The 23,659-nt window shown below is 36.6% G+C and carries 14 protein-coding genes; 4 read left to right on the forward strand and 10 right to left on the reverse strand.

Annotated elements, in window-relative coordinates; genetic code table 11:
* Nucleotides 1-146: 146 nt before the first annotated feature.
* Nucleotides 147-749, reverse strand: coding sequence for an alpha-ketoglutarate-dependent dioxygenase AlkB family protein (locus CA834_RS11170; protein ID WP_094968800.1), 603 nt, complete (start codon nt 747-749; stop codon nt 147-149).
* A gap of 31 nt (nt 750-780) precedes the next feature.
* Between CA834_RS11170 and CA834_RS11175 the strand changes: the two genes are divergently transcribed.
* Nucleotides 781-1,461 carry a M15 family metallopeptidase gene (locus tag CA834_RS11175; protein WP_094968801.1) on the forward strand — a complete coding sequence of 227 codons (681 nt, stop codon included), beginning with the start codon at nt 781-783 and terminating at the stop codon, nt 1,459-1,461.
* Nucleotides 1,462-1,474: 13 nt separating this feature from the next.
* On the opposite strand, the gene CA834_RS11180 is transcribed toward CA834_RS11175, so the two are convergent.
* The 7 genes from CA834_RS11180 to CA834_RS11210 form a co-directional block, all read right to left on the reverse strand.
* Nucleotides 1,475-2,446: a peptidase associated/transthyretin-like domain-containing protein gene (locus CA834_RS11180; protein ID WP_094968802.1), complete on the reverse strand. Its 972-nt coding sequence runs from the start codon at nt 2,444-2,446 to the stop codon at nt 1,475-1,477.
* Between the two features lie 260 nt (nt 2,447-2,706).
* The gene (locus tag CA834_RS11185; RefSeq protein WP_094968803.1) at nt 2,707-3,942 is read right to left on the reverse strand and encodes a DEAD/DEAH box helicase; all 1,236 of its coding nucleotides are present in this window, start codon (nt 3,940-3,942) and stop codon (nt 2,707-2,709) included.
* A 35-nt stretch (nt 3,943-3,977) separates the two neighbouring features.
* Nucleotides 3,978-4,934 carry a 23S rRNA (adenine(1618)-N(6))-methyltransferase RlmF gene (gene rlmF, locus CA834_RS11190; RefSeq protein WP_094968804.1) on the reverse strand — a complete coding sequence of 319 codons (957 nt, stop codon included), beginning with the start codon at nt 4,932-4,934 and terminating at the stop codon, nt 3,978-3,980.
* Between the two features lie 164 nt (nt 4,935-5,098).
* On the reverse strand, nt 5,099-8,551 hold the full coding sequence (locus CA834_RS11195) for a pyruvate carboxylase (RefSeq protein ID WP_094968805.1): 3,453 nt from the start codon (nt 8,549-8,551) through the stop codon (nt 5,099-5,101).
* Between the two features lie 26 nt (nt 8,552-8,577).
* Nucleotides 8,578-9,639, reverse strand: a complete 1,062-nt coding sequence (locus tag CA834_RS11200; protein ID WP_094968806.1) for a hypothetical protein — start codon at nt 9,637-9,639, stop codon at nt 8,578-8,580.
* Nucleotides 9,640-10,044: 405 nt separating this feature from the next.
* On the reverse strand, nt 10,045-11,952 hold the full coding sequence (gene htpG, locus CA834_RS11205) for a molecular chaperone HtpG (RefSeq protein WP_094968807.1): 1,908 nt from the start codon (nt 11,950-11,952) through the stop codon (nt 10,045-10,047).
* 157 nt (nt 11,953-12,109) lie between these two features.
* Nucleotides 12,110-14,560: an alpha/beta hydrolase family protein gene (locus tag CA834_RS11210; protein WP_094968808.1), complete on the reverse strand. Its 2,451-nt coding sequence runs from the start codon at nt 14,558-14,560 to the stop codon at nt 12,110-12,112.
* A gap of 181 nt (nt 14,561-14,741) precedes the next feature.
* Here CA834_RS11210 and CA834_RS11215 point away from each other — a divergent pair, with 181 nt between their 5' ends.
* The gene (locus CA834_RS11215) at nt 14,742-15,752 is read left to right on the forward strand and encodes a 3-oxoacyl-ACP synthase III family protein (RefSeq protein ID WP_094968809.1); all 1,011 of its coding nucleotides are present in this window, start codon (nt 14,742-14,744) and stop codon (nt 15,750-15,752) included.
* Between the two features lie 388 nt (nt 15,753-16,140).
* Here CA834_RS11215 and CA834_RS11220 read toward each other — a convergent pair whose 3' ends face one another.
* The gene (locus tag CA834_RS11220) at nt 16,141-18,612 is read right to left on the reverse strand and encodes a TonB-dependent receptor domain-containing protein (RefSeq protein WP_094968810.1); all 2,472 of its coding nucleotides are present in this window, start codon (nt 18,610-18,612) and stop codon (nt 16,141-16,143) included.
* 95 nt (nt 18,613-18,707) lie between these two features.
* On the opposite strand from CA834_RS11220, the gene CA834_RS11225 reads away from it, so the two are divergent.
* Nucleotides 18,708-19,070, forward strand: coding sequence for a CoA-binding protein (locus CA834_RS11225; protein WP_094968811.1), 363 nt, complete (start codon nt 18,708-18,710; stop codon nt 19,068-19,070).
* Here CA834_RS11225 and CA834_RS11230 read toward each other — a convergent pair.
* Nucleotides 19,057-20,514, reverse strand: a complete 1,458-nt coding sequence (locus CA834_RS11230; RefSeq protein WP_094968812.1) for a sodium:solute symporter — start codon at nt 20,512-20,514, stop codon at nt 19,057-19,059. The genes CA834_RS11225 and CA834_RS11230 overlap by 14 nt on opposite strands.
* Nucleotides 20,515-20,582: 68 nt before the next feature.
* Here CA834_RS11230 and CA834_RS11235 point away from each other — a divergent pair, with 68 nt between their 5' ends.
* On the forward strand, nt 20,583-23,594 hold the full coding sequence (locus CA834_RS11235) for a VPS10 domain-containing protein (protein ID WP_094968813.1): 3,012 nt from the start codon (nt 20,583-20,585) through the stop codon (nt 23,592-23,594).
* Nucleotides 23,595-23,659 lie beyond the last annotated feature (65 nt).

Consider the following 23,659-nt stretch of genomic DNA (forward strand, 5'->3'; position numbering starts at 1 on the left):
GTGTACTAAAATTTAGTTTTTAGTTCAATGGATTAATTAATTAATATTTGCATTATGTTGTGTTGACTTAGAGACCCTAAATCTACTTACATAATAAAAAGCAAATTAGAGAAACCGGGTTTGAGGGAACCCGGTTTTTTGATTTATTAATTTAACAAACGTCGGAATGTAAGATTTATTCTTGGATCTATTTTCTTTTTTGTCTTAGCAATCTGATGAAGCCAGTGATGTTGCATTTCTCCTTTCATAAGTAATAGGCTACCATGTTGTAGATTAATTTTGTAGCGCTCTTCCTTAAGTTTCCGGTGTTTGAAATGAAACGGGCGGACCTCACCTAAGCTCAATGAGGCAATTACAGGATTCATACCAAGTTCTTTCTCATTATCGCCATGCCAACCATTACTGTCATTTCCGTCCCTATATAAATTAATTAATACAGTATTGAATTTTTCATTACTGATAGCCTCAATGTCCCTTTTAATGGTCATAATCGTTTTTGTAAACGGTCTTGGATACATAATGATATTGGAATAGCTATATGGTTGGTTAGTTTCACCGTATAATCCTGTAAGCCTAGGTTGCTTATAGGTTTTTCCGAAAACCTTAATATTATCTTGTTGCCAGTTTGTCTCGTCTGAAATTATTTCAAAATATCTATTGGCTTTTACTTCAGAAAGAAAATTAGGATAATATTCTATTTCGGCATTTGGTAGTTTAAGATGTTGTTTGCCTTCCTTAAGCAGGTCCATAGCTATTTTTTGACTAAATTAGTGTATAGTTATGAAATACAAAAGACTCATCTATCTCGGTGTATCGGTAATACTGCTTATGGGCTTTGTGTCCAAAACGGAATTACCAAAAGGTTTTGTCTATGTAAAGACCGTCATTCCAGATATTGAAGTACAACTTCGGTATTATGGTACTGATAATTTTGTTGGAGATACCATTGAAGGTTATTATGCAAATAAATTAATACTCACTGAGCCTGCAGCAGCTAAGCTCAAATTGGTCCAAGAAGACCTTCAACGGCAAAATCTCTGCTTAAAGGTTTTTGATGGCTACAGGCCGCAGCGTGCCGTGAATCATTTTATGCGATGGGCGAGGAACTTGACAGATACTATCAATAAATCAATATTTTATCCAGAGGTTAAGAAAAGACGTCTTTTTAAGGAAGAGTATATTGCCACACGATCAGGACATAGCAGAGGCAGTACCATAGACCTTACAATTATAGATGGGGAAACGGGGGAGGAACTGGATATGGGAAGTCCCTATGATTTTTTCGGCATGGAATCTTGGGTGGATTATAAGGATATTACAGCTGTTCAAAAAGCTAACAGACAGTTACTGCAAAATGTCATGGCCAAGTATAACTTCAGGAATTATCCCAAAGAATGGTGGCACTTTACATTACGTGGAGAGCCGTTTCCAAAAACGTATTTTGACTTTCCAATTAAGTAAGGTAACAAGAGCTTTAGTCCTTATACGTTTTGTAGGTTAAACCAATACCGTAGTTATTTAGGTTTTTTTGGAGCAAACTAGATTTAAATCCATTGCCCATAACAAATTTAATCCAATTGTTTCCATTGATGAAAACTCGTTTTATATAGGTATTCTTGGTTGTAATTTCATCCGTAAAAGGCAGTAAGGGTCTGAAGTTGGTCGGTATTTTAACAACACCATTTTTAGATATAATCTCTTTGTATTTTTTGTTGGGTAATAATTTACCTGATTTGTCTGTGTAACCTAAGACTTGAAGTGATACAAAGAAACCGTTTTTTGGAATATATATGTTATAGTCTTCAACATCGAGATTAAAGGCATCACCATCTTTTTCTGTCATTCTAAAGACTATGGTTTCATAAGTCATGACTTTCCCAGGTAATCCGTTGTTGTTGCTGTAGAATTTTACCTTGAACAATGTTGAAAATGATTTTTTATCACTGTTTTTCCGATTGCGTTTTTCCCAATCCTTAGATTCTAGTGCAATAGGAAAAATAACTTCTGTTAGTTTTTGGTCAGTTCTTGACGTTTTTGGAAAGTAAACTGCAATTTCGGACTCAATTGTCGGTAGCCAACAATTGTAGTAGTCATCATCTAGGTAAGGTTTTAGAGTTTCCACCTTGAATTTACGCTCGTTTTTAATATTTAAGACAACCTCATCCAATTCATCTGCTTGAGGTTGCAAAACCAATGTTTCAGGCAGGTTTAGCGTTGAAATATCAAGGTTTTTAAACCCTAAAGCTGAAATAAATAGGCTATCAATATCTGGATATAGTTTTTTTGTAAAAATGAATTTTCCTTCATCATCCGCAAATAGTCCATTGCCATTGCCGAAGGAAATAGTGGCATAACTTACAGGATATTTGGTAATGCTATCTATTACGGTGACTTGAGAAAAAGAAAATTGCCCGAAAACTAAAAGAAAAAATAAAATCTTCTGCATTAAATAAAATTATATTGAAAGATACATTATTTAGGTTGGAATGGATTAGAAAATATAACTTAGAAAAATCAATAAAAATAAGTTTAAATTGAAACCTTTATAAGGTTCTGTGGTTTTTAACAATAGAGAAGTCTAACTGATTGTATGCTATGAGAGGAATTCTGTTAAATAAGACTTTGCAAAAAAGACCATCAAAAAGTACATAAGTTTTCGACGTGCTTTTTGTCTTTGATCTTGGCTTCATTAGCTATTGTTTAGTTTTAATACCAACGCTTCTTTTTCTTTTTTGAAGCTGTACTTTTTCTTCCCTTTTTATATTTACTACCTTTCTTTTTATGGATAATAGGTTTGGCCTTGGGGTCTAAGGGAAAAGGATGGTCCGTTTCTATTGGAATTTGAACGTTAATGTAGTTTTCAATAGTTTTCACATAGCTTTTTTCGTCAGCAGAACACATTGAATAAGCTTTGCCTAAATGACCTGCTCTGCCTGTTCTTCCAATTCTGTGGACATAAGTTTCAGCCACGTTGGGCATATCAAAATTAAAGACATTGTCTAGCTCATTTATGTCTATACCACGAGCAGCGACATCCGTAGCGATAAGGACATTTACATAACCATTTTTAAATTTATTTAGAGCGGTTTGTCGATCGCTTTGGCTTTTGTCACCATGTATGCTATCTACTTTAAAACCATTAGTTAATAAGGATTGCTCTAATTTATTTACACCAAATTTAGTCCGCCTAAAAATAAGCACATTGCCTTTTATAGTATTTCGCATAAGGTGTAAGCACAATTCAATTTTATTACGCTTAGGAACGTAATATAGGACTTGGTCTATGTCTTTTGCAATAGAGTGGGTGGGTGTCACATCTACACGCTCTGGATTTTTAAGTAGCGTTTTAGCCAGTTCCTCAATTTTGTATGGAATAGTGGCCGAGAATAATAAGGTTTGTTTGGATTCTGGACACAAACGCTCAATTTTTTTTACATCATCAATAAAACCTAAAGCAAGCATTAAATCAGCCTCATCCAAAACAAAAATTTCGATGTAATCCAAGTTAACATAATCTTGTTTGTGTAAATCCAGTAAGCGACCAGGTGTGGCCACTAAAATATCAATACCTTTTTTTAAGACATCTATTTGCGGCTCTATCGAAGTGCCTCCAAAAATCACTAGAGACCTTAAGTTGGTGAATTGTGCGTAGGTTTTAAAATTCTGTTGAATTTGAACGGCCAATTCTCGTGTTGGGCTCACAATCAACGCTCTAATTTTCTTGCCTTTTTTTGGAGCATTTTGTTTGTCAAAAAGTTGTTGTAAAATTGGTAAGGCGAAGGCGGCAGTTTTTCCGGTGCCAGTTTGTGCTGATACAATGACATCCTTTTGGTCTAATACTAAAGGAATGGTCCGTTGTTGAACCAAAGTAGGTTCCGTATAACCTGAAGCCGCTGTGGCTTTAATCAAAGGTTTTATAAGGTTTAAGTCTTTAAACGACATTTAATTGTATTTACGACAAAGGTAGTTTATTAGAATTACCAGCGCGATGCAACCCACTCCTTTTGTTCAAATTCGGATAAAAATGTCCATGCAATGAAACGACTCTTTTTTTGACCTTGACCCATTTCTATGGTTTTTACATCTACAGCCTTTACTTTTTGCAAAACCTTGTAGGTGGGTTTTAGGTTGATTTCCTTAGAGATTAAGCTTGAAAACCATAGGCACTGTTTACTAAAGTGCTTGCTCTCATAAATCATGTCTTTTACAAAACGTGCCTCACCGCCTTTTGTCCATAATTCACTTTGTTGCCCACCAAAATTTAGAAGGGCTTTGCTAGGTCGCTTACCTTTTAAATTTTTGAGTTTTCTCAAACTTGCTTTTTGAGCATCCTCTAGGGACGAATGAAAAGGAGGGTTACAGACGGTAAAATCAATTATTTCATCAGGTTTGAGAATACCTTTAAAAAAGCCGTTGATCTGCTTTTGATGTTTAATATCCACCATATTTCTTAATTGCGGATTTTGTTCTACAATAGTACGAGCAGAAGTAACGGCGGTTTTATCTGTATCACTAGCTACGAAGGACCAACCGTATTCATGATTTCCAATAATAGGATATATGCAATTGGCACCAACGCCTACATCTAATCCTTTGATATGGTTTCCAGTTGGGATTTTACCATAGTTTTCCTTTAAAAGGTCAGCCATATTATGAATGTAATCTGCACGACCAGGAATTGGAGGGCAAAGATAATGTTCGGGAATTTCCCAATATACAATACCATAATGGTGTTTTAATAAAGCCTTGTTTAAGGCCATTACGGCGTCTGGATTGAAAAAATCGATGGAGTTGTCGTCAAATTTATTTGGGGCTACAAATGCTTCTAATTCCGGATAACTTTTAATGAGCTCCTCAAAATTATAACGTTCTCTATGTTGACTTCTAGGATGAAGTTGTGATTTTATTTTGGGATGTTCCTTTTTGTGCTGCAATTATATTTGACTTTTAGTCTTTAAAGGTACTCTAAAAATTATCAAGCTTGGTGATAGTGCGATGAAAGTAATTAGTTCAAACACTTTTGATTAAAGATTTCTTTTAAGAAAACCTCAGGTTAATACATTGCTCTCTTGCTTTGATTTGAACGCTTCAATAGCTGTTATTCCAGAGTAATTACCAAATCATCTTGTTTAACCATTTGACCTTCACTTAAGGCAATCGATTTGATTTTTCCTTTTTTATGCGCGGTTACTGTAGTTTCCATTTTCATGGCCTCAATCACAAATAAGGGATCATTTTCCTTAATGCTATCGCCTTGCTTTACTAAAACTTTATAAAGTGAGCCTTGAAGTGGTGCACCAATTTGGTTTGTGTCTTCAGTGTCAATTTTAACATGTTCTTTTTTGGTGATATTCAGTGACTTGTCAAGAATTTCAACATATCTATTTTCACCATTAACCTTAAAGAAAACGATACGCTTGCCCTCGTCATTAGGAATACTCACGGAAAGCAATTTTACGATAATCGTTTTTCCCGGCTCTAGTTCAATTAAGGTCTCTTCGCGCAGTTTCATACCATAGAAGAAATTTTTAGTTGGTATAAGCGCTAGGTTACCGTAATTTTTATAATTCTCATGTGCGTCCTCAAAAACCTTCGGGTAAAGCGTGTACGATAAAAAATCCTCAATTTCTATGGCCCTTGTGAACCCTTTTTGAAATTTATTTTTAAATGCTGCGTACTCTTTTTTGAAATCAATTGGTTTTAAATGTGCATTGGGCCTATCTGTGTATGGCTTCTTATTTTTGAGAATTATTTTCTGAAGTTCTTTGGGAAAGCCACCTACGGGTTGCCCTAAATCTCCTTTAAAGAAATCAATTACAGATTCTGGGAATGAAATAGTCTCTCCTCGTGACATAACATCCTCTGGTGACAAATTGTTGGTGACCATAAAAATAGCCATATCACCTACCACCTTAGAGCTGGGGGTTACCTTAACTAAATTTCCAAATAGTTTATTGACTTCGGCATACATATGCTTCACATCATCAAAACGATCAGCAAGACCAAGTGCTGTAGCTTGTGGTCTCAGATTTGAATACTGACCGCCAGGAATTTCATGGTTAAAAACTTCGGCCGTACCTGCTTTTAGGCCAGATTCAAATGGATAGTACATTTCTCTGGTATCTTCCCAGAAGTTTGAAAACTGGTTCAATTTTTCCATGTTAAAGTCATGTGCACGTTCGTGATGGTTCATCATTTCTACAACAGCATTAAAATTGGGTTGTGAAGTAAGCCCGGACAATCCGCCCAAGGCCACATCTACAACATCAACATTGGCTTCAATAGCTTTAAGGTAGGTTGCAGTTTGTAAGGACGATGTGTCATGTGTGTGCAAGTGAATAGGTACTTTCACCGTATCTTTTAAGGCTGTGACCAATTCTGTAGCAGCATATGGTTTTAGGAGACCAGCCATATCTTTAATAGCAATGATATGCGCACCAGCATTCTCCAAATCTTTTGCAAGTTGTAGGTAATACTTGAGGTTGTATTTGGTCTGGGTGGTATCTAATATATCTCCGGTGTAACTCAATGCAGCCTCTGCGATGCCTCCTGTTTTTTGCCTTACGTAACCTATACTGGGTTCCATAGCCTTGACCCAGTTAAGTGAGTCAAATATTCTAAAGATATCCACTCCATTTTCCCAAGATTTTTCTACAAATTTTTCAATAAGATTATCAGGGTAGGCTTTATACCCCACACCATTGGAACCACGCAATAACATTTGAAATAGGATGTTGGGAATGGCTTTTCTGAGTTCTCTCAAACGCGTCCAGGGACTTTCGTGCAAAAAGCGCAGGCAAACATCGAAAGTTGCTCCGCCCCATACTTCCATACTAAAGGTATTTGGATGATTCTTAGCAAAACTCTCCGCTACTTTTAGCATGTCATAGGTGCGCATCCGGGTTGCCAATAAGGACTGATGTGCATCGCGCATTGTGGTATCTGTGTAGTGTATTTTTTTCTCGGCTTTTAGCCATGCACAAAATTTCTCAGGTCCTAGTTCGGTAAGCAAATCTTTAGTGCCCTTTGGATAAGATTCCTTGGCATTAAATTTTGGTACTTTTGGATTTCTAAAGATTTTATTTTGGTCTATAAATTTTACATCCGAATTTCCGTTTACAATAACTTCTGCCAAAAACTTTACCGCTTTTGATGTTCTGTCTTGTGGGAGTTTGATTTCAAATAATGATGGCGTATTTTGAATAAAATTGACGTTGACCAATCCAGCCTTAAACATATCGTGTTGAATGACATTCTGTAAAAAATGAATATTGGTTTTAACTCCTCTTATTCTAAATTCCTTAAGGGCTCTCACCATTTTTCTTATAGCACCGTCTAAGGTTCGTCCTTGGGCAGACACTTTAACCAACATAGAATCAAAAAACGGGCTCACATTATAACTTTGGTAGATACTACCTGCATCTAACCGTATTCCCATTCCAGAAGCACTGCGATAGGTAGTAATATTGCCGTAGTCTGGTGTAAAATTATTTTCCGGATCCTCTGTAGTAATTCTACATTGTAAAGCAAAGCCATAGGTTGCAATACTTTCCTGAGCATAGATTTTTATTTGCTTGTCAGACAATTTATACCCTCCGGCAATAAAAATCTGTGTTTTTACCAAATCGATACCAGTCACCATCTCTGTTACCGTATGTTCTACTTGAATCCTAGGATTTACTTCAATAAAAAAAATGTTGTTATTAGGGTCAACTAGAAACTCAACCGTCCCAATGTTGTTGTAATTTACCTCTGATGCTATGGCTAAGGCATATTTATAAAGATTTGCTTTAACATGTTCTGGGACATTGTAGGATGGTGCCACTTCTACCACTTTTTGATGGCGACGCTGAACAGAACAGTCACGTTCGTATAAATGCCGAATATTACCATGCCTATCCGCTACGATTTGAACTTCAATATGTTTTGGATTCTCGACATACTTTTCTAAAAACATAGTATCATCGCCAAAAGCGTTTAGGGCCTCGTTCTTCGCGGAATTAAAGTTAGATTCCAAGTCCTCATCATTTCTTATAACACGCATACCACGACCCCCGCCACCTGAGGCTGCTTTTAACATTACAGGGTAACCAATTCTTTGAGCTTCGTGAATCGCAACGTCTAATGAAACAAGATCATTTTTACTACTTTCAATAATGGGAACCTTACATTTTTCGGCAATTTTTTTTGCTGTAATTTTATCGCCGAGTGCATCCATAATATCAGGGTCAGGACCAATAAAAACAATATCATTTTCAGCACATTTTCTAGCAAAATCTGAGTTTTCGCTTAAAAATCCATAACCAGGATGGATAGCATCTACATTTTTAGCCTTAGCGAGTTCGACAATTTCATCGCTATCCAAATAAGGTTTTAGTGGGTCGTCATCCTCGCCAATTTGATAAGATTCATCGGCTTTATAACGATGCTGTGAGTAACGGTCTTCGTAGGTGTAAATCGCAACAGTAGCGACATTTATTTCAGAGCAAGCCCTTAAAACTCGAATTGCTATTTCACTTCTGTTGGCTACTAGGATTTTTTTGATTTTCATGATTTGGATTGATTTAGTTCTGGCTTCTACTTAATTATGTAAGGGTTTTCATTGACATAATTTCTCTTTATAAAATCTAAAGCATTGCTTAAGAGTTCACCCATGTTTTTCGATTTTTTGAAGTTCACATCCTTGGTCATTTCATATAAGCCTATTTTGAGCTGTTTAATTTTACTTGGCTGAGATAGGGTGTCATTTCTCATACAGTTTAAAAGGTCTTCTAGGCGCTCTTGCTCGCTATTGGCTCTTTTTGCCAATAAAGAACGCTCTTCTTTTTTGTATTGTTCAATGGATTCATCTGTCAAAACACTCAATGTCATGTTTACAAGGGCATTATTTTCTTTTAGGAATTGAGGCAGGTAGACTTTAGGATTGCCTTCATAGCTTTGTTGGTCAAAATCTACAGCTCTTATTCTGTACTGGACTCTGTCAAAATCTTGGGTTATGACAATGACATAGTTGTAAGACCTCATATCCGCTAGTAGTCTTACAAAACAACGCTCGTTAAATTTTACAAATTCCTTAGCTAAGGCTTTTTTATCCTGTTCTGACAGATACTCGAGCCTTTGGCTGATAAAGGTATCCCCTGGAATCCCTAAAATATGATCTTCAATAAGTGTGTCTTTATGAACCAAAAAATTAATATGATTAGGTGAAAGTAAGTCTTCAAGCTCTAATCCATAAATACGAGAAGCATCTGCCTTTTTAATATATAAAAAGATGTAGTTGTCATTAATGATATTGCGGACCTTTACGCGAAACGGTTTCGTATTTCCAAAAGTGCAAAAATCAATGCTGTCAATTGATAAATAGGGGAGGATATCGTCACGGCCATCGGAATGTAAAATAGAATACATTTGCTTTAAGCTGTACTCAATTTCATCGCGTTCGTGTTCAGCGTAATATGTCTTTATCCATAAGGTGTCATTTTCGTTTTCATCTAGAATTTCTATCGCTCCTTGAAACCGGAGTAAATCGTCATAATAAATGGGTATCTTTATATTTCTACCGTGTTCTGATAGATAATCCGAAAGTGCTGCACTTATAGGATAGGCAGGTTTTTTTTTGGAAATAAGTTTTTCTTCCATTTTTTTAGTGTATTGTTGAAGCAGGATGCTCCTGTAAATCGTTTATATGACCACAATTGACCATAAATACGATTTGCCATAATTAATTAGTTGCTGTAACCTCTGTTATAAAAATTCCACCTATCAATATATTTAAAACATTTATAATTTTATGGTTTGTCTCGATGTATTCTTATTTATTGACCACCAACTGCTATAATGTCCTATCTAGGACCTAAGAATAAGGTCATGAATGTGTAAAAAAGGATATTTAAATTATTAGAACCCTGAAGGGGCATATTGTTATTATAGGACATTAAGTCCCCCGGCCTTTTAAGGTAAATAGATATCATTAAACAAAAAAACCACCTTGCAGTACAAGATGGTTTGATTTATATAGGATGCTGAGCCGACTCAGCGCGTCAACTACTTAATCATGTCATAACTACGTTTAATGAAGTTTGTGAGTTCTTCTCCCTTCAGTAAACCTTGTGATAAGCGTGCTAAGTCTAAACTTTGATTAATAAGTCGCTCTTGCTTCTTTTTGGTTTTAGTATTTAAAATCTCACTAACTAAATTAGAATTAGTGTTGACGACGAGATTATACATTTCTGGCATATTGCCCATACCAAACATGCCACCACCAGTTTGTTGCATCTCTTTCATTCGACGCATAAATTCTGGTTGTGTTATCAGAAACGGTGCGGCATCGCTGTCCATAGCCTCTAATTGTACTGTGAATTTTTCAGTGGGTACAATGTCTTTCAGCAATTCATCTAATTTGGTTTTCTCATCTTCCGACAATTTGGAAATGCTAGTGTCTTCTTTTTTGATGAGGTTGTCAATATGGTCGGCATCTACTCGTGCAAAGGATATATTCTCTTTAGAGCTTTCAAGCTTTTGCATTAAATGGCTCACTATTGGTGAGTCTAGCAATAAGACTTCATAACCTTTGGCCTTAGCTGCTTCAATATAACTATGTTGCTCATCTTTATTGGACGCATAAAGAATTACAAGTTTATCGTCCTTATCCGTTTGATTCGCTTTTATCTTGTTATAAAGCTCGTCGTAGGTATAGTATTTACCATCAACACTTGGATATAGTGCAAATGCGTCAGCCTTTTCAAAGAATTTTTCTTCAGACAGCATACCGTATTCAATAACGATTTTTATGTCATTCCATTTCTTTTCAAAATCCTCACGATTGTTATTGAACAATGATTTTAATTTGTCAGCTACCTTTCTTGTGATATAAGAAGATATCTTCTTAACGTTGCCATCTGCTTGAAGATAACTACGGGATACGTTCAGTGGGATGTCTGGCGAATCGATAACACCACGAAGCATGGTTAAGAACTCTGGAACAATCCCTTCTACATTGTCTGTTACGAACACCTGATTTTGGTATAGTTGAATTTTATCTTTTTGCAGATTTAAGTCATTGGTCATCTTGGGGAAATATAGAATTCCCGTGAGGTTAAAGGGGTAATCTACGTTGAGGTGAATATGAAATAACGGTTCCTCAAACTGCATAGGATAAAGTTCTCTATAAAAGCTCTTATAATCCTCGTCTGTTAAGTCTGCAGGTTGTTTGGTCCAAGCAGGATTGGGGTTGTTTATGATGTTATCAACGGTTATCTTCTTGTGAGGCTCCGTTGTTTCTTTGCCGTCCTTGTCCTTTGTGGTTTTAGGAGTGAAGTCAGGGTCATTTATTTCCTTGGTTCCAAATTTAATAGGAATAGGCATAAACTTATTGTACTTCATTAAAAGTTCGCGAATTCGGCCTTCTTCCAAAAATTCGGTGGAATCCTCTGCGATATGAAGGATAATTTCAGTACCTCTATCCGTTTTGTCCGATTCTTCTAAAGAAAATTCAGGTGAACCGTCACATGTCCAGTGTGCTGCTGGTTCTTCTTTATAGGATTTAGTGATGATTTCAACCTTTTCCGCCACCATAAACGCGGAATAAAAACCTAAACCAAAATGGCCAATAATTCCGGTATCTTTTCCGGCTTCTTTATACTTGTCTAAAAATTCTTCAGCACCAGAAAACGCTACCTCATTAATGTATTTTTCCACCTCTTCGGCCGTCATACCGATACCTTGATCTATAATATGAAGCTTTTTACCGTCTTTGTCAATTTTTACCTCAATTTTAGGATTCCCATAATCAACTTTAGCTTCACCGATGCTGGTGATATGTTTTAATTTTAAAGTGGCGTCTGTAGCATTACTAATTAACTCACGTAAAAAGATTTCGTGGTCACTGTACAAAAACTTTTTAATTAAGGGAAAAATGTTTTCTACCGATACATTGATATTTCCTTTTGTCATGATATTTTCGTTTTGTTAATCCTGAAATGGCAGGATGTCCATTAAATTATTTTTTCTCACAAAGTCTAATTCAAATAAAATACCAAGTTCTTCAGAGTGACAAGATGACATAAAAAAAGCCATCACATGGGATGGCTTTTCTCCTCAAGCTTATAATTTAATCTTTTATGGTTTCTGTGGTTTCTATTTTCTCCTCCTTTTTCGCCTTGTTTTTCACGTGTTTTTCTAGCCATTGGTCCTGTTCCCAAAGCATATGCATAATAGATTCTTTTGCTCTGTAACCATGACTTTCTTTAGGAAGCATTACCAAACGCACTGGAGCGCCTAAACCTTTTAATGCATTAAAATAACGCTCAGACTGTAACGGGTATGTTCCGGAATTGTTATCGGCTACGCCATGGATCAAGAGAAGAGGTGTTTTCATCTTGTCGGCATGCATAAAAGGTGACATATTATAGTACACTTCGGGAGCTTCCCAATAGCTGCGTTCTTCACTTTGAAAGCCAAATGGCGTCAGCGTTCTGTTGTAAGCTCCACTTCTGGCAATGCCCGCCGCGAATAAGTCTGAATGCGATAATAAATTGGCAGTCATAAAAGCACCATAACTATGTCCGCCAACCGCTACCTTATCTCTGTCAATGTAGCCAAGATTATCTACGGCATCTATAGCGGCTTTACCATTTGCAACCAATTGTGTTCTAAAGGAGTCATTGGGCTCTTCACTTCCCTCGCCCACAATGGGGAAAGCGGCATCATCTAAAACAACATAACCTTTTGTTACCCAATAAATAGGCGAACCCCAATATGGATATACAAATTCATTAGGGTTAGTGGTACTTTGCGATGCGCTTGATTTATCTTTGTATTCCCTAGGATAGGCCCAAAGTATCATGGGGTATTTTTTGCCATTTTCATAATTTAAGGGTAAATACAAGGTGCCTTCCAAATCCAGTCCGTCATCACGCTTGTAGCTAATAACTCTTTTTTCTACGTTTTCAAGGCTTTTAAACGGATTGTCAAATGCTGTTATAGCTGTGAGGTCATTTTTCTTTTTAATATTTCTAATGTAATAATTTGGGTATTCTGTAGGTGATTCAATTCTCACAAGAATTTCACCTTTTTTCATATCAATAGCTGAACTTAAATTTTCAAGCTTATTAGTATATGGTGATTGGTATAGGCGATTCGTTTTGTTGGTTTTAATGTTGTATTCATCGACAAATGGAAATTGTCCGTTTTCGGAATAGCCATCTCCCATCAAATACAGTTTATCTCCATCCATGTCTAGCGTGTAGCGGCCATATTTGTTTTTAGAACTCACAAAATTACCCGGGTCGCTATACACATCTTGATAGCTTCTGTCATAAATAACCTTAGGTGTCTGCTTTGGATTCGATGGGTTGAAGGTATATGTTTTTGTATTTCTAGTATTCCACCAATAATCATAGGCTATTGCGAATTCCTCATTTCCCCAGTCGATGCCTGAAAAGCGCTGTTTGGTTTTAAGAATTAATTCAGGTGTTCCATTAAAAGGTGCAGTAAGTTGATAGACTGCATCTCTAAACTCAGCATCAACCGCTGGGTCACCATTATCTAAAGCTTCAGTCCACACCAAGGTTGCTGGATGGTCAGCTCTCCAGTTCATGTTGCGTTTTCCTAAGCGTGTTGCCATAAATCCTTGAGGTCTTACCTCATCTAATGGTACCTCATTAACCATTTCTATCATATTGCCACTAGTGTCATAAACGATGCTTTCATAAGGAAAACGAGAATATGTGACTAAATATGAAAAAGGGCGCTTGGTTTTTGTGACCATGACATAATTGCCATCTGGCGAAAAACTAATACCACGATACATGGCAGAGTCTAAAAACGGTTTTACATCGCCTTCAGTGGAAACCTTTACAATTTCTGAATGAGCTAATTGTTCAAAATTGAATTCATCGTTGGGTGTTTTTAGTAAGTCTTGATAGGTTCTGTTTTGTGCCTTTTCCCCATCACTGACCGATATAGTCGGACCCGTAGGTACAGCTTCAGATGCATTTATTAAGGGTTTTCTATCCTTTGGCAGCATTTTTACCAATAGATGCTCATTATCCTTAAACCAATTAATAGTACTTCCCATATTGGCATTTACCGTGGCGTCCGTTAATTTTTTTACGCTGCCTTGTTCAATGTCTAAGACCCATACCTCAACGCCCGTTGATGTGGTGTTTAAGCATGCAATCATAGATTCATCAGGAGACCAGCTAAAACCTGAAAGCCTTGGGTTTTCTGGTAATCCTTTAACTTGTTTAGCGGTTTTGTCCGTTGTTTTTTTAACCTTTAGGTTAGTGATATAATTGGTACGACTACCAATATTTGTAACCGGGTTAATACGCAAACCGGCCAATCGTAATTCTGTTTCTGATAGTTCAGCTATGGATTTATATTGGTCTCTGTAAAGAAGCACCATGTTTTTCCCCTTACTATCTATTTGCACACCTGGGGCCAATTCCACATCGGCAAGTTCAAGTATTTCGTCAGAGGGTTTTTGGTAAGAAAGACTTTGTTGGGCATAGCTCTGCATTAGGAAGAGACAGAGTAAGAAATTTAGTATACGTTTCATAATGTGCTTTTGATTAATTATAGCTCTGAATATAATTAAAATTGAAATTGAAAAATGTTTTAGTGATGTTAAATTTATGGTGACTGTGCAGATAGTCCTGTTTATTATGCGCGCATAACGAATGAAATTTTGTGTACGCCTAAATGGGTTAAATTTGTAAGTCTAAAAATTATTTTTACATATGTATAATTCAAAAATAATAGGTCTAGGGAAATATGTTCCAGAAAATGTGGTTACCAATGATGATTTAAAGGAGTGGATGGAAACCTCTGATGAATGGATTCAAGAGCGAACAGGTATTAAGGAACGACGGTGGATAGATCCAAAAACAAGTGACGATACAACCTCTATAATGGGAGCCAAGGCTGCTAAAATTGCCATTGAGCGAGCGGGTTTAACCAAGGATGATATTGATTTTATAGTTTTCGCCACCTTAAGTCCGGATATGTACTTTCCGGGAGGTGGTGTAAAAGTCCAAGAATTGTTAGAAATGGACACCATTGGTGCTTTGGATGTTAGGAACCAATGTTCTGGCTTTATTTATGGGTTGTCCGTAGCCGATCAGTTTATAAAAACGGGAATGTATAAGAATGTCCTAGTGATTGGAAGCGAAAATCATTCCGGTGGACTGGAACGGTCAACGAGAGGAAGAAATGTGACCGTGATTTTTGGTGACGGGGCTGGTGCCGTAGTTTTAAGTAGGGAAGAAGATAATACAAAAGGAATTTTATCAACCCATCTGCACTCTGAGGGAAAATATGCAAAGGAATTGGCTTTAGAAGGGCCAAGTACTGGGCGTTGGGTAGATGCTATTATGGAAGAAAACGACCCGGATGACGTATCTTATTACCCTTACATGAATGGTCAATTTGTTTTTAAGCATGCCGTTGTCCGTTTTAGTGAGGCCATTATGGAAGGTTTAAAGGCCAATAATCTTAGTAAAGAAGCTATTGATATGCTTATTCCACATCAAGCCAATCTAAGAATTTCGCAGTTTATACAAAAGAAGTTTGACTTGAGTGATGATCAAGTATACAACAATATTATGAGATACGGTAATACAACGGCCGCATCCATTCCCATTGCCTTAACTGAGGCTTGGGAAGATGGAAAAATAGAAGAGGGGGATATTGTGGTTTTGGCAGCTTTTGGTAGTGGCTTTACTTGGGGAAGTGCCATCATTAAATGGTAACTTATTTTCTGAATAAACCGTTGTCTTACCAAATTGGTCATTTAATCGTTCTCGGCCAATGTCGTTTGAAATAATTCTAAAAAAAGCCCAGATTTTGAATCTGGGCTTTTTCAGCTATTAACCAACTTTAACTAACACTTAATTATAAAAATTAATCTTATAATTACGACTACTTAAAACTTATCTTAATACTGAAGACGTTTATTTCTTTATTTTATTTCAAACTTTAACATTATTTGATAAACTTTAACAAAAAACCCGGAATTTTTAGCTCCGGGCTCTCTTCACTAATAGTTTTACATTAACACTAACCATCAACTGTTTATGCAACTATTAATTAGTCTTAATTGCTTTAAAGACATTGAAATATTAGAATTGTTACAGTTTATTACATAATTCCACTATTGGATTTTGTGTCCTTATCTCTTTGCTTGCGTGATTTTGCTTTGTATTTCCCGCCTCCAAAACGATAAGATAAGCCGGCAAAAATGGTATTAAATTCCGGGAACCAATTTAATTCTTGCCGAAACGGCCGTTCACTTGTTGTGTTTTGCTCCTGTGTGTCAAAAACATTATTAAAAGTCAGGCTAAATGTAGCCCTATTTTCTTCAAGAAAGTTGTAACGAAGTCCGAGATTAACAAAATAGAGCGGTTCTACCTCAAAGTTCAATCCGGTTTGTTTTCCACGATAGAGCGCAAAGGCAGAAAATGCTAGTTTTTCGCTCACTTCAAAATTATTGAAAAACCTAAAATTGTAAATCAAGTTGTTAATTTCAACATTGTTTAATTCAATGTCGTCCTCGGTCGGATTAGGTATAGTGGGATCCAAGGACTCCGCAAAACCACGCTGCCTGCGACCATATAAGTCAAAACTTGTATTAAAGCTCCACCATTTTGTTGGTTTATAGCTTCCAGAGAGTTCAAAGCCATAAGCAGAGGTATTATCAAAGTTGTCTATAAGTAAAATAACACGGCCTGAGCCAAGATTGGAGCGATCAACAAAAACACCTTGATTGATTTCATCTTCAATTAGACGGTAAAAAACACCAGCGGTAATACTCCCTTTTTCTAGATTTCTTGTATAATTGACTTCTAAGGAATTGGTGAATTGTGGCTCTAATTCGGGATTGCCAAACTTTGAAAGTAAGGGCGTATTAAATTCAGGTATAGGGTTAACTTGTCCAACACCAGGCCTGTCCACACGTCTACTAAAACTAAATTGATATGAATTTTTTTCAGAAGCCTCATGAGTTATAAAAATTGATGGATAAATTTGGGTATAGTCATTTTCAAAAGGAAAATCAGAAGCGGTGTTGGTCGTTAGGTCGGTATCTATGGCCAAAGCATCAACATTTACGGTCTCCGCTCTAAACCCTATTTGATAGGACCATTTTTCCAGCTTTTTGCTATAATTCACATAAGCGGAATAAATATTACGTTCGTATTTAAAATTAGTTGATGTTGGAATATAATTTCCCGTTAGATTTTGAATACGCCCATCTGAAACATAATCAATGGCATTATCAAAAAAACGTCCTTGTAACCCTAATTCTAATTTAGAGGTCTCAGATAAGGGATTCACATAATCTAAATTAATTTCGGTTCGGTTTCTGTCTATTTCAGTAAACTCCTCGAAATCTGGTCTACTACCTGTCCCACTAAAATTATTGTCTGTAAAAATAGAGTTATCAAAAATATTATGATCAATCTCCAGTTCTATATTTTGGCCATTATCATCTAAGTCTATGCTGTAGTTAATATTATATTGTTGACTTTCATTTTCATTGGTATTATCTATAACCTGTAACTGTTGGTCTATTGAATTTCCAAAAATGAGTTCCGTTTGACCTAAAGCACCACCATTAAAGATATTTTGATTTGTAAACACGGATAGGGTATGTGTTTCGTTTATATAGTAGTCTACACCTATTTTAAATAAATGTGAATTACGGTCATCTGTGATGTCGATTAATTGTGTTAAATCAGAATCGATCTGATATAAGACTCCTGAATTTATGTTTTCTGAAATGTTGTTACCATAACTCCCAAAGAAATTAAGCTTGCCATTTCTGTAATTTAAATCAATGGCACTATTAAATTTTGGTGCCAATTCATAACCGAGACCAAAATTGAGATTTCCATTAAAACCAATATTCACATTCTTATGAAGTATTATATTTACAATACCGCTCATGCCATCAGGATTGTACTTGGCGGATGGATTGGTAATCAGTTCAATCTGTTTAATTGATGAAGATGGAATTTGCCTAAGTAACTGCGCGGTAGGGATATTGGATAGTTTCCCGTCAATCATAACCTGTACATTTTGATTTCCCCTTAGCGCTAAATCTCCGGTTTGCTGGTCAATATTTACTGAAGGGATATTGTTCATGATGTCTGAAGCTGTAGGACCGGCAGTGGTTAAATCTTTGCCCACATTGATTACCTTCCTATCTATTTTCTGTTGTATTGTAGATGTTTCGGCTACAATGGTAACTTCATCTAAGCTTTCTATATCCTCCTCAAGGTATACGTCGCCCAGATCGAGATTGTACTTGCCAGGCCCAATGGTTTCTTCTTTGAAAAAAGTTTTATAGCCAATAAAGGTTATTTCGATTTTTATGCGACCTTCTGGAATTTTGGTGATGTTAAAAAATCCATTACTATCTGTAATACCACCAGTCAAGATTTTATTATCAGTGTCTTTTATAATTATATTGACATATGGTATAGGTTCGTTGAGCGCTTTGTCAAAAACACGTCCAGAAATGGAACCATTTTTTATGTCAGTATTGGAATTAGGTTGGGAAATTACAATGGCTGATGAGACCATAAAGAGTATAATGAAAATACACCTCATGTGATTTATATTGATTGATGAAATGATTATATTATAAAGACGACTATATTTATACTCTGTTACTTTTATTTATTTACTTAACATTTTTTTAACATATGAATAAAACAACTCTCGTCCTAGGGGCTTCACTGAAACCCAATCGTTATTCTAACATGGCTATTAAGAGGTTACGAGAACATAATAATGAGGTTAAGGCATTTGGACTTAAGGGTGGAAAAGTTCTTGATGTAAACATTGATACAGAATTATTGAACTATGAGCATATTGATACGATAACGTTATACCTTAATCCAAAACATCAGAAGGCTTATTATGATTACATTGTTAAATTAAAACCCAAGCGCGTTATTTTCAATCCAGGAACGGAAAACCCTGAATTTTACGATATACTAGATAAAAATGGTATTGATTATGAAGTTGCCTGTACCTTGGTATTGTTAGGTACTAATCAGTATTAACACTCTTTTTTCGAATTAGTAAAAGTCCGAAAAACATAAGCAAGCCATTGATAATTAATATTTCAAAGCCTATTTTATAGCCATTAAATAATTCTTCGGAATACAGATTTAGGCCATAAGAGATTAGAGGTGCTACAATCGCAATTAACCATACAAACCTGTCCTTTATTTGGTTGGTGGTAAATAACCCAAATGCAAATAAGCCTAATAATGGGCCGTAGGTGTAGCCAGCAGCCTTAAACAATTCCCATATAACGGAGACATCTTTGAAGATAAGATCAAATAGTAAAATAATGAGAATCAGCACAATACTAAAAGTTAAGTGCGTTCGCTTTCTAAGACGTTTTCGCACGTTTTCCGATTTTTTTTCAATTTCAATGATGTCAATGCAAAATGACGTTGTTAATGAAGTTAATGCCGAATCTGCACTTGAATAAGCTGCTGCAATCAAGCCTAATAAGAAAAATGCCGATGTTACTATCCCAATTTCCGGTAACATCGCAATGGTCGGGAATAAATCATCTTTAGTTGCTAAGATACCGTTTTGCTGCGCATACTGAGTTAGCATTAAACCAAGAATTAAAAAAAGTATATTCACAAAAACTAAGACCACGCTAAATGAAATCATATTTTTTTGAGCGTCTTTTAAATTGCGACAAGTAAGGTTTTTTTGCATCATATCTTGATCTAAACCTGTCATGGTAATCGTTATAAAGATGCCGGAAAGAAAACTTTTCCAGAAGTATTGTGGGTTATTGCTGTCCTCAAAGAAAAACACTTTTCCTAATGTACTTGATTTTGCATTGTCAACAATGGCCGAGACACTATTTAAATCTAATTCTGATGCCAAAAAAACAATTGTAACTACAACAGATACTAGCATAAACAGGGTCTGCAATGTGTCTGTGAAAATAATAGTTTTTATACCACCTCTAAAGGTGTATAGCCAAATCAGAACTATGGTTAAAACAACGGTAATGGCAAAAGGGACATTAAGCGAATCGAAAACCAAAAGTTGAAGTACCTTGGCCACTAAAAATAGTCTAAATGAGGCACCTACGGTTCTGGATATCAAAAAAGCTATAGAGCCAGTTTTATAACTAATTCTGCCAAAACGATCTTCCAAATAGGAATAAATAGAGGTTAGGTTTAAGCGATAATACAATGGTAATAGAACATAGGCAATTATGAGGTACCCAAAGAAATAACCAAACACAACTTGTAAATATCCGAATTGGTTGGTTTCTACGGCTCCTGGCACTGAAATAAATGTTACACCGGATAACGACGCGCCAATCATTCCGAAGGCAACTAGATACCAAGGTGCTGACTTATTTGCTTTAAAAAATGCTGCATTAGAATCTTCCTTCCCCGTAAAATAAGAAATGATTATCAGTAGAGCGAAGTAGGCCGCAATGAGAAATAAAATGGATGTCGGAGACATAGGGTTATGGGTATATTTTAGCGAAAAATAGTATTTTTGAAGACAATGCTCCAAACAAAATTATAAATATGAAACGAATAATTTCAATAATTACCATATGTGTCTCTTTCACATTTATAAATAGTCAAGAGTATATGCAGCTCATCACCGAAGGTAATCACACGGTTGAGAATATAAAACAATCTGCTGAGCGTTATTTTGACAATGTTGGAAGAGGACGCGGAACGGGCTATAAGTCTTTTAGGCGGTGGCTGTATTTTGCAGAGCGTAGTATGGACGAAACCGGAAAATTGAAATCGCCACAATTTTATTATAATGAACTTGAGAGGTACAATACTGAAATCAATAATGAAGGCCAAGCTGCCAGAACAGTAGTTGGTGCCTGGGAAGATATGGGGCCTACTTATTGGAATGCGACCTCTGGTTATAACCCGGGAGTTGGCCGTATTACATCTATTGCCGTAGAAGAAGGAAATTTAAATCATATTATAGCAGGCAGCGAGACTGGCGGTGTTTGGAAAAGTTTAGACGGTGGAGGGACCTGGACTGCGTTAACCGATAACCTGTCAAATATGGATGTTTACGCTTTAGCTATAGACCCGTTGAACAATTCCACGTATTACTGGGGCTCTAGAGGAGGTTCAATATTTAGGTCTATAGACGCTGGTGCCACTTGGGGCCTGATTGGAAACTTGCCTAACGGTTTTGTCAATAAAATCTTAATTGACCCAACCGATACATCTAAAATGTATGCTAGTGCCCAAGGTGGTGGATTATTTAAGTCTTTTGATGGTGGACTTAACTGGACCTCAATTTCACAAAGTGCAACAACAGGTTACGATTTTGAATTTAAGCCAGGCGATCCAAGTGTGGTATACGCCTCTGGAAATAATTTCTTTAAGTCCACAGATGGAGGCGTAACATTTACGTCAACTAATGAAATCGCGTCATGGGAACAAGATTTTGTCACAGGTAATTTGGCCTGGGTTATAGAAAATTCGAATCAGAACAACTCTGTATTTCCAAGAACAGGTAACGGAATGGCGTTTCTCTATGTGGGTAATTTTTCCTCTCCCACAACTCGGTTGATTTCACCTTCAATAAATTTAAACGGAGCGATAAATCCACAATTAAAATTTTCATTTACTCAGGTAGAATGGGCCAACGACCAAGATGAACTTAAAGTCTTATACCGGGAGTCTTCTAACAGTAGCTGGATAGAATTAGCTCATTTTGTAAATGAGGTAACAGCATGGTCTGACATAACTCTTAATCTGCCTAACCCAACAGGTGATTATTATATTGCATTTGAAGGTACGGCAAATTATGGTAGGGGTATAACGCTTGATGATGTCTCGGTAGAAACAAATAATCTGGGAGGCGTTGTATTTTCTGAAGGATTTGAGGGGGCGACTAATGAGTTTACCACAGGGGTAAAAATGATGGCTGTTTCACCAGATGACCCCGCCGTTCTTTATATTCTAGAAGCCGACGGGAATCTCTTCGGAGGTTTCTACAGGTCCAATGACGAAGGCGAGACATTTACAAAACTTGACCATAGTGGCAAGAATTATTTTGGATATGATACCTTTGGTTTTGACAATTTAGGACAAGCGCCCCGGGACATGGATATTGTAGTTAATCCAGAGAATATCAATGATGTACACATTGCAGGAATCAATTCATGGCGATCAACCGACGGCGGTAACACCTTTGATATCACCTCACAGTGGGTACCCATTGAGGCAGCGAGTTTGGGTATTGGTTATTGTCACGCAGATATTGATATTATGCTCTTTGCACAGGAAGGGAGTCCTTCTAATTTAAATACTAAGTTATTCTTGGGAACAGACGGTGGCATATTTAGAGCTGAAGACCCAACATTCGTGTCCTCCGACTACTACACAGATATAACAACAGGAATGGGTATAAGGCAATTTTACAAAATTGGTATAAGCCAAACCGACCCGGTGATTGTTACCGGCGGTTCGCAAGATAATGGTTCTTCCGTACTTGGGTCAGATGGAAACTGGACTGACTGGTGGGGTGCTGACGGTATGGAGGGTTTTGTGGATAAAAACAACTCACAAATTTTATATGGAACATCCCAGTTCGGGTCGTTTGTAAAAACCTTCGACCAAGGTTTAAATATTTTTGGCGTCACACAACCTGATGGCAAAGGCGGAACACCACAATGGAACTGGGTTGTGCCTTTTGAACAAGACCCTTCTGCCCAAAATACCATTTATTGTGCATTTGATGAGGTTTATACATCAAGTAACGGCGGAAATTCATGGAGTTCTATTTCCCAAAATTTTGGTGCCAATATTGATCACTTTAAGGTAGCACCTTCAGACAATACCACAAAATATTTGGCAATAAATGGTGCATTTTACTACAGTCTTAATGACAGTGCCGTATGGGTGCCATCTACATTGAATCTCAATGGTGGAAGAATCAATGAAATTGCTATTCACCCTACAGACCCGTCTAAGGTAGCTATAGCAACAACCAATAGTCAAAAAGTCTTTGTCAGCACAGATAATGGCATTACTTGGACACCTATTGGTTGGGATTTACCAAATTTTGTAGCCCAAGCTTTGGTATGGCAGAATAATGCTAATGATGGGCTATATGTAGGAATGAATTATGGTGTTTTTTATACTGACAATACTTTGGGGAATACTTGGGTTCCATTTAATAACGGTTTGCCCAACGTTAGAATTAATGAACTGGAAATCAATACCACAGACAATAAAATATATGCAGCTACTTACGGCCGTGGTTTATGGCGGTCTGACTTATACAATGAAGCACTTTCCATAAGTGAAACTGAACCAGACGATTTTAATATTTATCCAAATCCTGCGGATATCGAAGTTAATCTTGAATGGAACAAGGCAGAATATGTCAGCATTAGAATTTACAACACCACAGGAAAACTAGTGTATTACCAAAAACAGTTAGATCTTGCCTCTGGTCATAAAATCGACGTCTCATCACTTGAAACTGGAGTGTATTTTGTGAAGCTTAATGCACATAGTGGTCAAGTGGTCAAAAAGCTGATTATCAATAAGTAATTATATGATTCAAAGCTTCATGTGAAATCATTTTCGGTTTGGGTTTTAGTATTAAAAAATCAGTA

Origin of the sequence: Winogradskyella aurantia (assembly GCF_002266855.1) — a bacterium.
Lineage (GTDB): Bacteria > Bacteroidota > Bacteroidia > Flavobacteriales > Flavobacteriaceae > Winogradskyella > Winogradskyella aurantia.

Bases quoted from the DNA above. Each gene is read 5' to 3' on its own strand.
- CA834_RS11230 (WP_094968812.1), bottom strand. From the start codon at position 20,514: ATGTCTCCGACATCCATTTTATTTCTCATTGCGGCCTACTTCGCTCTA.
- CA834_RS11180 (WP_094968802.1), bottom strand. From the start codon at position 2,446: ATGCAGAAGATTTTATTTTTTCTTTTAGTTTTCGGGCAATTTTCTTTT.
- CA834_RS11200 (WP_094968806.1), bottom strand. From the start codon at position 9,639: ATGGAAGAAAAACTTATTTCCAAAAAAAAACCTGCCTATCCTATAAGT.
- CA834_RS11175 (WP_094968801.1), top strand. From the start codon at position 781: ATGAAATACAAAAGACTCATCTATCTCGGTGTATCGGTAATACTGCTT.
- htpG (WP_094968807.1), bottom strand. From the start codon at position 11,952: ATGACAAAAGGAAATATCAATGTATCGGTAGAAAACATTTTTCCCTTA.
- CA834_RS11225 (WP_094968811.1), top strand. From the start codon at position 18,708: ATGAATAAAACAACTCTCGTCCTAGGGGCTTCACTGAAACCCAATCGT.
- CA834_RS11195 (WP_094968805.1), bottom strand. From the start codon at position 8,551: ATGAAAATCAAAAAAATCCTAGTAGCCAACAGAAGTGAAATAGCAATT.
- CA834_RS11185 (WP_094968803.1), bottom strand. From the start codon at position 3,942: ATGTCGTTTAAAGACTTAAACCTTATAAAACCTTTGATTAAAGCCACA.
- CA834_RS11215 (WP_094968809.1), top strand. From the start codon at position 14,742: ATGTATAATTCAAAAATAATAGGTCTAGGGAAATATGTTCCAGAAAAT.
- CA834_RS11235 (WP_094968813.1), top strand. From the start codon at position 20,583: ATGAAACGAATAATTTCAATAATTACCATATGTGTCTCTTTCACATTT.
- CA834_RS11220 (WP_094968810.1), bottom strand. From the start codon at position 18,612: ATGAGGTGTATTTTCATTATACTCTTTATGGTCTCATCAGCCATTGTA.
- CA834_RS11170 (WP_094968800.1), bottom strand. From the start codon at position 749: ATGGACCTGCTTAAGGAAGGCAAACAACATCTTAAACTACCAAATGCC.
- CA834_RS11210 (WP_094968808.1), bottom strand. From the start codon at position 14,560: ATGAAACGTATACTAAATTTCTTACTCTGTCTCTTCCTAATGCAGAGC.